General features: G+C 44.2%; 3 protein-coding genes. All 3 read left to right on the top strand.

What is annotated here, in order from left to right; all coding sequences use genetic code 11:
* From CKY02_RS04830 to CKY02_RS04840, 3 genes are read left to right on the top strand one after another with little or no spacing between them, the layout of a single operon-like run.
* Positions 1-3402, top strand: a complete 3402-nt coding sequence (locus CKY02_RS04830) for a non-ribosomal peptide synthetase (RefSeq protein ID WP_240002005.1) — start codon at positions 1-3, stop codon at positions 3400-3402.
* On the top strand, positions 3399-13211 hold the full coding sequence (locus CKY02_RS04835; protein ID WP_112894427.1) for a non-ribosomal peptide synthetase: 9813 nt from the start codon (positions 3399-3401) through the stop codon (positions 13209-13211). Before CKY02_RS04830 ends, CKY02_RS04835 begins: the two co-directional genes overlap by 4 nt.
* Positions 13208-15085, top strand: a complete 1878-nt coding sequence (locus CKY02_RS04840) for a thioesterase domain-containing protein (RefSeq protein ID WP_112894428.1) — start codon at positions 13208-13210, stop codon at positions 15083-15085. The genes CKY02_RS04835 and CKY02_RS04840 overlap by 4 nt, the downstream gene beginning before the upstream one ends.
* Positions 15086-15122: the final 37 nt, after the last annotated feature.

Here is a 15122-nt window from a genome sequence, read left to right on the forward strand (position 1 = left end):
ATGAACCTAAAAGGCTTTATTGATAGATTGTCCGAGCAGGAAGTTCGTCTTTTTGTTGAAAATGGGACGCTAAAATCTCAGTCTGCTCCGGGTGCCATCACACCTGAACAGGGAAAATTTATTAAACAAAACAAACAAGCAATTATTGATTTTCTCTCTCATGCAGAAGTAGGGGGGCAACAGAAGTTTTCGTTATTACAATGTCGGCACCTTACCAAGGCACCGTTATCCTTTGCACAGCGCCGTTTTTGGCTGGTTGAACAGGTTTCTACTGTTGAACGTCAGTACAAGATTTCAACCGCGTTCAATTTATATGGTCAATTTTCCTTGGAAGCCGCAAGCCAGGCGATAGATGCCATTCTTAAGCGACATGAAATTTTACGAACTGTTTATCGGGAATCGCAGGGCATGCTCGAACAAGTCGTGTTGGGCGACTATGTTTTCCAGATAGACAAAGACACCCTTGCCGATGATGTTGACCAACAGCAACACATAGAGGATTGGCTAGAGGGACAGAAACAGAGAATATTTGATTTAAGTAGGGATTTGCCGCTAAGAGTGGCTTATCTGGCATCTGATCTAAAATCAGATACATCTGATAAACCGTTGGCCGGCGTATTGTTTTTTGATTTGCACCATATTGCTGCTGATGGTTGGTCTTTGGCGATATTAGTTGATGAATTTACCCTTCTTTATCAGCAAATTGTTCATGGTAAACCTGCTTTGTTGACTGAGCTTGAACTGCAATACTCGGACTATGCCTACTGGCAGAATCAAGCTGAAACTCAGCAAATGTTTGACGAGCAGTTGCAATATTGGCAACAACAGCTAGCCAACTTGCCATTGGTTCATGAATTGCCGTTGGATTATGCTCGCCCTCAAAAATTGGATATGCGTAGCGCAATGCACACGCAAAAGATACCCATGGAGACGGTGAGTAAACTTAAGCGATTAGCCGTGGATTCAAATGCCTCGTTATTCATGCTGTTGCATACCGCTTTTGCGGTGATGCTGGCTCGCTACAGTGATAACCCGGATGTGGTTATTGGGACACCTATTACAAGTCGACCGGTACAGAAGCTGGAGTCGCTAATTGGCTGTTTCCTCAATACGCTCGTATTGCGTTTGGATTGTACATCGACGCTGACATTCAATGAGTTGTTGAAGAGTGCAAGGCAGGTGCACCTTGATGCACAGAGCAATCAAGCCATTCCATTCGAATTATTGGTTGAGAAGTTGTTAGCTGAACAAAGCACTGCGTTTACTCCCTTATTCCAAGTGCTTTTCTCAATGCAAAATTATGAATCTCAACAGCTAGAACTTGCTGATGTTGAATTTGAAGAGGTTATGGAGCAAAGGGGACAAACGCAGTTTGATTTGACCTTAACCGCAGCAGAAGATAAGGACGAACTGTCGCTGATTTTTGAGTTTAATCAAGGGCTGTTTAATCCAGACACAATCGCCCGTTTTGCCGAAAATATGCAGTTGTTGTTAGCGCACATTGCGCTCAATGGTGATAGGCCAATTAATCAATTGGCGATCGTCAGTGAGCAGGAACAAGCTGTGTTGGACAAATCTCATCAATCAGCTTGGCAACTGCCTGAGGAGCAACCTTTTGTGCATCGGCTTATTCAACAGCGGGCGGCTGAGTATCCTGAGCGAGTGGCAATTTGCTATCAGGATCAAAGCCTTAGTTTTGCTGAACTTGATGCAAGGGCTAATCAGATCGCCCAATTATTATTGACTAAAGGTGCCGACAACAACCCGTTGGTTGCGATTTTGATGGCACCTGGCATTGACTTTGTTGTCAGCATGCTAGCGATATTGAAAGCAGGGTGTGCTTATTTGCCATTGGACCCCACTTATTCTGTGGCGCGGTTAAATTTTATCTTGGCTGACAGCAATGTTGGTTTGGTTATCGTCGATAACAAGAGTATCGATAAGGTCGATTTACCAACGGGTCGCGTTTGTACTATCTTGCTTGATGATACTGAAATTGCCGCCCAGTCCTGTACTGAACCGATGTTGACCTCAAGTGTGACAGCGGAGTCCCTCGCCTATGTCATTTATACCTCGGGTTCGACGGGTAATCCTAAAGGGGTGATGATCCAGCATGGGGCGTTGAGCGCATCCACTGTTGGGCGGTTTAATTCATACTCGATAGTGCCGGAGAAATTTTTACTGGTTTCATCATTTGCTTTCGATTCATCGGTTCCGGCTATATATTGGGGGCTTGGCAGCGGTGCAGCGGTGCATTTAATGGCCCCTCAGGATGCGAAAGATGCATCGCATGTGGCGAAGATTATAGACAGTCAACAAATTAGCCACGCTCTTTTTATTCCCAGTTTCTACGATGCCATTCTTGATTACCTTGCAGGACATTCACTACGTAAGGTGATTTGCGCCGGTGAAAATTTGTCGGACAACGTAAAGACAAAACATTTCCAATATCAGCCTCAGGCAACGCTTGTCAACGAATATGGGCCAACGGAAACCACGGTATGGTCTTCGTTGAAACTCTTTGAAAAGGCGACTGAGCCAGTCACGATTGGTCGTCCCGCTCCCCATGTGTCACTTTATGTGTTGGCAAAAGATCGCTCCCAATGTCCGGTTGGTGTAGTTGGAGAACTGCATGTTGGTGGTGTCGGACTCGCAAAAGGGTATTTGAACCGTCCAGAACTGACGGCTGAACGTTTTATTGATCATATGGACTCTAAAGGTAACCGCGAACGGCTATATCGCACCGGTGATTTAGTGAAAGTGTTGCCATCAGGCGAAATTGCTTACATTGGTCGAAATGATTTTCAAGTGAAATTGCGCGGTTTTCGTCTCGAATTGGGTGAAATTGAGAACTGTATCCGCGCTAATTTTGATGTGGCGGATGTTGTGGTTTGTGTGAGACAGGATGACAAGCCGCGGCAATCCTTGGTGGCTTATTTGGTGGCTCCGTCGATGCTCGACATACGTGCACGGCGCGATAAAGTCGAGCGCATCTTGCCGGAGTTTATGTGGCCTAGCTTCTATGTGTTATTGCCGGAAATGCCATTGACTGAGAATGGCAAAGTTAATCGTAAAGCCTTGCCTGCGCCAAGCATGGAAAATATCGCTAAGGAGCCTTTTACATCACCAGAAACGGCAACTGAAAAGCGGTTAGCTGGATTGTTCCATCGGGAGCTTGGGTTGACGCCAATCAATATTGGGGCCCGGTTTGTACAGCTCGGTATTCACTCACTGCAATTTATCAAACTCGGCAGTGCCATCAGCGAAGAATTGAAGATCGAACTGTCCGTGAAGGATTTTTACGTCTATGACACGCTGTTTGCTTTAGCACAGTATGTTGAGCAGCAGCTTGCCGAACAACAGAAACAGAGTGGGGAAGAAAGGGAGGTCGTTGAACTGTGAATATCGCCGCATTTTTAGCTGACTTAAAACAGCAAGACATTATGGTATACCTTGAATCTGATTCGCTTAAGTTAAACGCGCCTAAAGGCGCGGTATCGCAAGATATGCTGACTGAGTTGAGAGCGCATAAGGTAGAAATTATTGCGTATCTGCAAGGGCAACAATTAAATCCATTACCGATCAAGATTGTCGACAGAGGGCTGACTCGATTACCTCTTTCTTTTGCACAACAACGCCTGTGGTTCATCGACCAGCTCTTTGGCAGCAGCGAACATTACAATATGGCGACGGTGTTGGAAGTGAGTGGCGCATTCGATTTAACGATTGCTGAAAAAGTCATGCAACGAATTGTCGAACGCCATGAAGTGTTGCGCTCAGTTTACCGAGAAGAACAGGGAGAAGTATGGCAGGAGATTCAGTCAAATGTTAAGGCAAAAATCAATGTTCGGCACTTGACATGTGAACCTGCCGAGATCAAAGCGATACTTTATCAGTATGTTTCTGCTCAGTTTGACTTACAGAAAGATCTAATGGTTCGGATCGACTTTTTTACCACTGATATTCAACGGCAATTCCTTATCATCAATTTGCACCATATTGCGGGAGACGGATTATCTTTCTCTCTATTGATGGAAGAATTTGTCGCTCATTATCAAGCGATTAAGCAAAATCTGCCGGAATCCTTGCCGGTATTGCCCGTACAATATGCAGATTATGCTTACACTCAGCAGTCATGGATTGCTGATGGGGTGTTTGATGCGCAACTTGATTATTGGCAACAAAAATTAGCGGATATACCGCAAGTTCACCAATTTCCATTAGATTTTCAGCGGCCGGTAAAACAGACAAACTATGGTGTTAAGGTGCGATTCCGATTGGATCGGCAATCTTCGGCAATGTTGCGTAAGCATGCAGGCAATGCCGGTGCGACCCTGTTTATGTTATTGCACGCTGCATTCTCAGTATTTATTGCTCGCTATAGCCAGCAAACGGATATTGTCATTGGTACGCCGGCCACCAACCGTAAACAAAAAGAGTTGCAGCCACTGATTGGGTTGTTTGTCAATACGCTGGTGCTGAGAACCGAATATCAGGGCAAAGTTGATTTCATGCAGTTTATGCAGCATGTAAAGCAAGTCAACATTGAAGCACAAATGAATCAGGATTTGCCGTTTGATGTTCTCGTGGAGAAATTGGCGGTGAGTCGGAACATCGCTTATTCACCTATATTCCAGTTCATGTTCACAATGGATACGACTGAGGCCAGTGAATCGCGACTGGATGACGTGGTGTTTACGCCGGTATCTTCGGGTGAATCATTCTCTAAATTTGATTTGGAACTCGATGCGATTGATGACAGTGACACGATTCTGTTTGAAGTGGTATACAACAGTAGCCTATTCCATGAACACACGATTGCAAGGTTACTCAAATCATTTGAAGTCTTGTTGATTGATATAGCCGAAAATCCTTATAAAACATTAGACTCTTTAGCGTTGTTAGATGAAGACGAGAAGCGCCGTTTAGGTCAACAATTGGCGATACCGTCTTCTATCGCAACAACGACAGAATCTGTGCAATGCCGGTTTGAACGTCAGGCAGCACAAAGATCTGATGCTACTGCTTTGGTATGGCAGGTTGCAGGAGAAAAGCAAACCCTGACATATCGCGAGTTAAACCAGCGGGCTAACCGATTGGCGCATCACCTAATCGAAAAGGGGGTTGGGCCGGGCAATATTGTCGCGTTATGTTTACCTCGTTCCCCTGAGATGATTGTCAGTATATTGGCTGTACTGAAAGCAGGTGCCGCTTACACCCCCATTGACGTTGACAACCCTCAATCCCGAATTAATCACATTATTGCGGATTGCCGGCCGGCGGTCGTGTTGACCAACAACACATATGCAGACAAGTTTGCTGAACTGAATGTCATTGTTGAGCGGTTAACCGCGGAAATGGAACAGTTTTCAGGGGCTGCATCGGATAATCCAAATATCAACCATAGTTTGAATCAACTTGCCTACGTCATGTATACCTCCGGATCGACGGGCAAACCTAAAGGGGTCATGGTAGAGCATACGCAGTTGAGCCATTTTGTTGCGGCAGCATTGGCAATGTATGCCGTTAAACCTGACGACAATATATTACAGTTCTCCTCATTTGCATTTGATATTTCCATTGAAGAGTGTTTTGTCACCCTAAGTGCAGGGGCCACTCTGGTATTGAGGAACGATGATTGGCTCGACAGCGCTGACCTATTTTGGCAACAGTGTAGTCAGCGCAACATCACTGTAATGAGCTTACCCACCGCCTTTTGGCATCAGGTGAGTAGTGGAGACGCTTTGGTGCCCGACACACTACGGTTGGTTATCGTTGGCGGTGAAGCAATTAATGCTGAAATTGTCAGACATTGGTTCGCATCAGCAAACCGTCCTCCGGTGATGAATACCTATGGGCCGACCGAAACAACAGTCTTGGCGAGTTACTACCTGATTGAATCTGCGTTGCAGATTGAGCAATCGGTTCCCATTGGCAAGGTATGTGGTCATGTTAAAGCTTATATTGTTGATGAGCGTTTGAATTTGGTGCCACAAGGCGTCATTGGTGAATTAGTTGTTGGCGGTAAAGGCGTTTCCCGGGGTTACTTAAACAAACCTGAGGAGCAGCAGAAAAGTTTTATTCAGGTTGCTTTTTTCGACGGTGAGGTTGAGCGGCTTTACCGAACCGGCGATCTGGTGAGGTTTAATGTTCATGGTGAGATTGAATATATTGGGCGCAAGGATAGTCAGATAAAAATTCGAGGTTTCCGTATTGAGCCAGGTGAGATTGAGAATCAACTTATTACGATTGATGGGGTAAGGCAGGCAGTTGTTACGGTTGATGAGCTTAACGGCAACAAACAACTGATTGCATATTACGTTGCTGATGTGCCGCTGGAGCCAGCCGAGCTGAGGGAACAAATCAGCCAAACCTTGCCGGAATATATGGTCCCCAATGCCTTTATTTCGCTAGCCAGTATTCCAATGACGGTCAACGGTAAAATCGACTACAAAGCGTTACTGAGTGTAGAGACGCAAGAACCGTTGCCTGAGAATTATTGCCTACCGAAAGGGGAACTGGAGGAGCAACTGGCTGATATGTGGCAGCAGTTGTTAGGCCATCCTAAAGTGAGCCGTACCGATAACTTTTTCAAACTAGGGGGACATTCCCTGTTGGCGATTAAGTTGGTATCGGAAATCCAGAAAACCTTGGCTGTACAGATCTCTGTTCGGGCAGTCTTTGAAAGCCAAACCTTGGCTGAATTTGCACAATTAATTGTTGAACAACAAAGAGCAACTCGCGGCAATGCAGCGATAGCGCCAATTACGCCTGTAGCTGAAATGGCGCGGCTTCCATTGTCGTTTTCCCAGCAACGGCTTTGGTTTATTGACCAGTTAGATGGGCAAACGCCTCAATATAATATGCCGCTGGCATTAACCGTCAAAGGGGATTTCAATCTCGCTATTGCTGAACGTGCGATAAACATGATTGTCCAACGCCACCAGGTGCTGCGAACTGTCTATCGGCATGATACCGCCGGTGCGTGGCAGGAAGTGTTGGACAAGGTAACCGTGAAGATCGACCGGATTGACTATCAAAGCCTTGGAGAAAAAAGTTGTCAGCAGCAGGTGCAAGAATTTATTCAGCAGCACGCGGAGCAGGCATTTGATTTAGCTAACGATGTCATGCTGCGAGCGGCCTATCTGAAGATAGCCGAAGATCAATGTGTTATGGTCTTCAACATGCACCATATTGCATCAGATGGTTGGTCAATCAAAGTGCTTGCTGATGAATTTGTCGACATATACAGCCAACTGCTTGAGGGCAGTCAGCAACCGGCTTTGCCATTGCTACCCATTCAATATAAAGATTATGCTGTCTGGCAACGGCAACAACTACAGGGTGAAACGTTACAAACGGATCTTAACTACTGGCTAACTCAGCTTCATGAATTGCCTCCGGTACACGACTTACCGTTGGATTACCCGCGTCCATTACAACTTGGCAGCCGTGGTGGGCTATTTGAATTTAGTGCTGATAAGTCTCTTTTGATTGGGCTTAAATCACTTGCTGGTCAACATAATACGAGCCTGTTTGTGGTATTGCATGCTGCATTTACCCTGTTACTTGCCCGTCATGGACAAAGCAAGGATATTGTCATCGGGACGCCGGTTGCGAATCGTTTGCAGGCGGAAGTTGAGCCGCTTATCGGCTTTTTCGTCAATATGCTAGTGCTGCGCACCCAATACCAAGCCGATCTCACTTTTGCTGAATATCTGTCACATATTCGCCAGGTTAATATTGATGCTCAAGCGCATCAGTTACTGCCGTTTGAATTGTTGGTTGAAAAAATGCAGCCGGAGCGGAGTACAAGTTATTCGCCGCTATTCCAAATTGTATTCTCGATGGATACCAATGAATCCAAGGTATTGCAATTGAGCGACGTCGAATTTGAGTACCTTGATAGCGAACATGTCACGGCTCAGTTCGATTTGACCTTAGATGCCAGTGAAAGTGAGGACACTCTTGATTTTAGTTTTGAATACAACTGTGAACTATTCGAACGGTCGACAATAACCCGATTCAGCCAACGGTTCCTGACTTTATTGTCTGCATTAGTGAGTGAGCAATATCAAACGGCTCCTTTGACTAAACTGCCGGTATTAACTGAGCAGGAAAGACAATATCTGTTGGTCGATATTAATGACAATTGGCAGCCTTATCCGGCTGATAAGTGCATTCATCAATTGTTTGAAGAACAAATGGAACGGAGTCCAGAACAAACAGCGGTTATTGACGGCGAGCTTCATCTCACTTACCGGCAAGTGAATGCTCAAGCGAATCAGGTCGCTCACTTTTTGTTGGGCAAAGATTATACCTCGGATTCCTTTATTGCGGTTTGTATGGAGCGAACTGCGGCCTCGGTGATTACCGTACTTGGCATCTTGAAGGCGGGTTTAGCCTATGTGCCATTTGATGCTGATCAGCCATTGCAGCGGATTGAATACATTCTTCAAAATAGCGGTGCGCCATTGGTTGTGGTTGATGATATTCAGCGTTTGCCTACTGAGGTGGCTTCGGCGTACAACGTTTGGAGGTTGGATGAAATATTAAACCAGTCACGGATTGAGACCAATATTGCGGCGACGCAGAGTCATTCAACCGCGACCCATTTGGCTTACATGACTTACACCTCAGGAACAACGGGTCATCCCAAGGGCGTGATGGTTGAGCACACGGCGATGATTGCGCGTTTGTATGGTTGGGATGCAGTATTTGGTTTATTCCAGAAGCCGCCAACCGTATTACAAATGGCGGGTTTGGCTGTGGATATTTTTCTGGGAGACATCGTTAAAAGTCTGACCACCGGTGGCCGCTTGGTGATTTGCCGCAAGTCGGATTTAATTACCACAGAGGCTTTGTATCAGCTTATCGAACAACAACAAGTGACGTTTGGTGACTTTGTGCCGGTCATTCTGAGAAATTTACTCGATTATGCTGAACAAAACAGGGTCCGATTGAATTCACTGCGCCATATATTAGTGGGTTCCGAAGCTTGGTATGGTCGTGATTTGAACCGTTTGCAAAAACTGATGCATACCGATGCCCGTTGTTTCAATATTTATGGACAAACAGAATCAGTGATTGATGCCAGTTACAGTGATGTGACCCATCTCTCTTTGCCTGATGATGCCTATGTTCCCATTGGTACGCCGTTTGCCAACACCCACATCTATATCCTTGATGCTTATGGCGAGCCTGTGCCTGTGGGAGTGGTGGGTGAAATTGCGGTAGGCGGCCCTGGTTTGGCAAGAGGTTACAACCGCAATAGCGAATTAACGCAACAAAAATTTGTTAAAGACAACCTTTCTGGTCGTTGTGGTTACATTTATCACACAGGTGATCAAGCTAAATTAAAATCTGATGGAACGCTGGCGTTTTTAGGGCGTAATGATGATCAAATAAAACTGCGTGGATTTCGTATTGAACTGGCTGAAATTGATGCCAAGCTTCGTGCATTGCCTGATGTGCAGAATGCTATTGCCGTGGTGCGGGAAATTGAGCAGGGTAATAAACAAATTATTGCTTATCTGCAAACGCCACAACCGTTATTGGTTGAACAGATCAGAGAACAGCTACGGCATCAATTACCTCATTACATGATCCCCAGTGCATTTGTATGCCTGAATGCTTTCCCGATGACTATTACCGGAAAAGTGGATAAAGAAAAACTACCTGCACCGGAAGCCAGCGCTTTTACCAGTACTGAATATGTTGCGCCACAAAATGACGTTGAAAGAACATTAGCCTCTATTTTTGCGGTTGTTTTGAAGCAGGAGAAAGTGAGTCGTTACGATAATTTCTTTGCTTTGGGGGGTGACTCAATATTAATTGTGCGTGTTGTCGCAATGGCTAAACAGGCGGGGTTGGCACTCAATGTAAAAGATATTTTGGCCTATCAAAGTATTCATGAAATAACGCAGCAGCTACCTGATTTAAACAACAAAAATGTCTCTTCTAAAGATGTTTATCACGCTTTTTCATTACTCACAGATGATGAACGGGCGGCATTAAAGGAGCCATCCGCATTGGATGATGCATATTCATTGTCGAGTTTGCAAATGGGGTCTATTTATCATCAGCTAAAAGATGAAAGTTACCACATTGTAGAACATTACTCGATTAATGCTGTATGGAGTGAACAAGCGTTTCGTCAGGCATTTAATGCCATAGTACAGCGCCATGAGTTATTGCGTGCGACATACAACTTCGAATTAGGAAGAGCATTGCAATATATTCATAAAACGATTGCTTTGCCGGTTACGCTTAATGATTGTCGCCACCTTTCCGTGCAGGAATTTGAGCATCAATTAGCGCACTGTTTAGCACAGGAAAATAGCCACTTTTTTGCTGAAAATGAATTAATGTGGCGAGTTAATGTATTTATTGATGCTAATAATACATTTGCTCTGGTTTTGTCCCATCAACATGCCATTCTTGATGGTTGGAGTGTCGCCAACCTAAAAGTTGAGTTTATGGAGAACTATTTATCGGTGCTGTCTGGCGGTTCTATTCCACCAAGAGCTGACTTACCGCATTACGGTGAATACATTGCTGAAGAACTGGCTGCTATTGATGATCCTGAACACAAAGCCTATTGGCAGAACATAGCCAACGCTGCGGTATTGCCTGACTGGACCGGCAAAGGGTCAACACAACATTATTCTGTTCGTCTTGAGCTATCTTATTTACATGACGATTTGCAACAACTTGCGACGCGTTTAAAAGTGCCGTTGCGCACATTGCTGTTGGCGGTACATGTTTATGTATTGGCGAAAGTCAATGGCACTGATTCCATAACCAGTTCGGTGGTAAGCCACGGGAGACTTGAAGTAGAAGGCGCTGAATCTTGTCTTGGATTATTCTTAAATACGCCGCCGGTTAATGCCGATATCCATCAACAAACCTGGGCATCGTTGATTCAGCAATTAACCGAATATAGCACTGCAAGCTGGCCTTATCGGCATTATCCGGTTGCTATGATGCAAGAGGAATTCAAGTGTGATTACTCTGGCGCTTTGTTTAACTATGTCGATTTTCATGTGTCTGATGAGTTACAGACAACGCAAGATGTTGAGCCTGAGCAGGCTTATGATCATGAATATGAACGAGTTGACTATGGTTATGATTTTGTTTGCCATCATAGTTCAGCTAATGGTTTTCTGGTTCTGCAATTAGCGTTGACACAATCGGTGTTTGGAGCACATCAGGCAGGTCAAATATTAGCCTATTATGAAACGGCAATAAAATCGATGTTAGTTTCACAACATCATCGCTTGGGGCATGCGGATTATCTGGCATCAGGTCAAATCCAACACTTGCAACAATTAGCCCATAATCCGTCATCTATTGCTAATGATTGCCCATCTCTGACGCAATTATTTGCCCGAGTTGTGCATCAGATACCTGATGAAGTGGCCTTGTCAGGGCCTTGGGGAAGCATGAATTATGCTCAGTTGGCGTTAGCGGCTGACAAGCTGGCGGCACTCCTTGCCGCGCGGGGTATCGGGGTAAATGATACGGTGGGTATTTATTTATCAAGTCGTCCTGAGGTGGTGATGAGTGTCTTGGCTATTTTGAAGGCGAACGCAACGTTTGTGCCATTGGCAACCGATTATCCAACAGAACGCATTGCCCATATTATTAATGATGCTGATATTCAGCTTATTGTTTCACAACGTTCTGAAAGCCACACTTTGCCTGTTGATAAACAGCGTATTGTTATGGTTGATGAGATTGAATCGGTTGATACTGCGGTTGTGACACAAGACGTGGCATTATCAGCGCAAGAGCGTGTTGCTTACATCATGTATACCTCGGGTTCAACGGGTACGCCTAAGGGCATTAAGATCAGTCATCACAATTTACTGAGCTATTATGAGGCGGTTCAACGCTGTTATCCGACAAATTCTGCCCGTGTATTGCAAATTGCCAACATTGGTTTTGATATTTTTATCGAAGAATTAATGTTGTCGGTATTTTCCGGTGGTTGTCTGGTTCTGGATAGCCATAAAACAGCGTATAGCGTTAAACAGTTATGTCAGATCATTGATGCACAAAAAGTCACACTGATTTCAGTACCCACAGCCTTATGGCATGAGTGGACGTATCAGTTAACTGCCGACGATGTTGAACAACTGGTTGAGCATTTGAAGATATGCATCGTGGGTGGTGAAGCCATGCGAATGGAGTTATTGGCGCTATGGCAACAAAAAACAGACGGAAAGATCCGTTTATTCAACACGTATGGGCCGACAGAAACAACCATTGTGGCAACCGCCATCGATGTTACACAGCTCGATACCTCAACAAACTCAGTGGTGCCGATAGGACGTCCTTTGGCGCATTGTCAGACCTATGTTTTGGATTCTCAGGGTGGATTGGCACCGCCAGATGTTATAGGTGAACTCTACATTGCGGGTGATGCTTTAAGCTTAGGTTATGTGAATAACCCAGAGCAAAATGCGGCACAGTTTATTGAAATGGCTATTTTGCCGGAACAAACAGTACGCTTATATAAAACCGGTGATCGTGTTTATTGGAATAACGAGGGTGAACTGGTTTATGTCGGTCGTCTTGATAATCAGGTCAAGATCAGAGGTTTTCGTATCGAAACCCGCGAAACAGAGTCAGCACTGTCAGCGATTGATGGCGTGGCGACAAGTATTGTGCGAGTGACTGTCGATGCAACCGGCGAAAAACAGCTATGTGCTTGGCTAGTGATGCCAGAGGGCGCCGAAACGGATGCTGTCATCCCCTTGATAAGAGAACAACTGAAAACACGATTACCAGAATATATGGTGCCAACCCTATATGCCGTGATAGCCGCTATACCAACCACGGCTAATGGTAAAGTGAATTTTGCTGCCTTACCTGAGCCAAAACCTTGCATTACGCGTGGGTTAGAGCGTGTTGCGGAAACTGAAATTGAAAAACAATTGGTGCAACTGTGTGCCGATGCACTGAAATTACCGTTAAGCATGGTGAATTTAACCGCGTCTTTTATCGAGTTGGGAGGGAACTCCTTAACCTTGTTGAGGCTTTTACATCAGATGCAACAGACTTTTACTGTAGCGGTAAGCGTTGCCGATATCATGACGGCCAGTGATCTAGCCATGCTGGCATTGATAATTGAGCGTAAGCAGTTGCAACAGGTTGAACAAGCCAATCAGGGACATAACGCTGTGGCGGAAGAAGGCTGGTTATGATGATAAAAATAGACGCGGATAAATCAGGTGGAATAATACGAATCGTTGATATTATTCGGCAAACTTCGGCTGCGGGGGTGCGGTTATTTGTTGAGCACGGCAAATTAGGTTTTAAAGTCATGTCAGGTTGCGTTTTTACCCCTGAACTAAAAAACTTAGTGATTGCCAATAAAGCTGAAATTATTGCTTTTTTAGTGCCCAATGACGCCATTAAATTGGTGTCATTGGGCGCTGACCGAACGCCATTATTTTTGGTTCCTGGCGCAGCTGCTCCAGTATCATCTTTTATTGATTTAGCCCGAGAAATAAAAAACGATTTCTGCCTCAAGGTATTTGACGCAACTTCCCTATTCTTGGAAGGGAAAACAGTGACAGTCAAAACATTGGCTGAACGTTATGCGGTATTGCTTTTGCAAACTTATCCTCAAGCGCATTATCGATTGATGGGTGATTGTGTGGGGGCATGTGTTGCTTTCGAGGTCGCTTTATTGTTGGAAAATGAAGGAAAAACGGTTGACTTGATAACGCTTGATAGTTTTCTGACCGCCTATGAGCAACAGCCTTATACCCGCGAGGAGATCGATGAAGTGACTGCCAAGTTAGCTCAAGGCATTGAAGATGACGCTCTGGAAAGTTTTATTGAAGTTTATAAACGCAACTCTATGATGGTTTGCAATTATGTGCCATCGGCTAGGTTAAAGGGCAAGATGACATTCATTTATTGCGAAACTTCTATACAACTACGGGCAGAAAAAGAGAAAATTATTGCATCCTTACAAGATTATGTCACACAACCGATTATTTGTGGCATGGTAAGTGGTGATCATTATTCAGTATTAAAACCGGGTGACGTTGAATCTCTGGCTGAGGCTATATTGCGACAACGTTACCGGCCAGAGCCTTCATTCAAAAAATCGAATTTAACCTATCAAGAGTTGCTCGACATTGTGCAATATCGGGCCGATATTTATCGGCCTGTAAATGACATCAATCATTGTCACCGAGTGAGAATATCACAGGTCGGGTGTTGGTTTATTGAAATAGCGGATGGCCGTGTACATATTGATTTCAACGCTGATGATGCAATGTATGAACAATATGATTTTTATAGTGAGATTGAAATCAGCGCGGATTTATTAATGGCGTGCGTAACCAGCGAGGAACCCGCAATCGCTATCGCTAAGGCGATATTGGATCATAAAATTCAGGTACAACAAGGAGAAGAGCTATATCACTTATTATGGATTATTTTTGGCATCACGAAACCTGATGAAATTTTTAACTGGATTGATCAACAAGATAGCCAAGATCAATATTTAGGTGTTCAAACTGATGGAATTGCTTTTGACGATAAATGTCATATCAATTCTTACGATGGCACTTACTTTATGCCTGCTCATTACAGTGTGATTCATAAGGCATTAATATCTCTGCCGATCGAGTACAGTGACTTTGAATTTGTCGATTTGGGGTGTGGTAAAGGGCGGGCGATTATATGTGCGTCTAATTACAATTTTAGCAAGATTACCGGAGTAGAAATTGTTGAATCATTGGCGTTAATTGCACAGAAAAATATTAACGTTATAAATAAAAAAAACCACATTGAGATAATACAGACCGAGGTAAATAATTATCAATTTAATGAAAACAATGTGGTTATTTATAATTTTGATCGTTTTTTTGATGATCAGCTTAAACAACTGCTAGGGCGGTTAAAAACAGATATTTATGACAAAGGCTATAAGGTTTTTATTTTGCAAATTAATGGTGATAATGCGATTTATCAGCACTGTCTTTGGTTAACGCCAAAAAAAATTGCCCAGGGTTTTATGGGGGGGTGGAATATCACTTTATGGCAAAGTGAAGGTTGTTAAAGTCTGGCAATAGTAAAATCTTATTTAGGAGTTAATC

The organism is Photorhabdus bodei (assembly GCF_003287735.1).
GTDB classification, from domain to species: Bacteria; Pseudomonadota; Gammaproteobacteria; order Enterobacterales; family Enterobacteriaceae; genus Photorhabdus; species Photorhabdus kayaii.

Bases quoted from the DNA above. Each gene is read 5' to 3' on its own strand.
- CKY02_RS04840 (WP_112894428.1), top strand. From the start codon at position 13,208: ATGATGATAAAAATAGACGCGGATAAATCAGGTGGAATAATACGAATC.
- CKY02_RS04830 (WP_240002005.1), top strand. From the start codon at position 1: ATGAACCTAAAAGGCTTTATTGATAGATTGTCCGAGCAGGAAGTTCGT.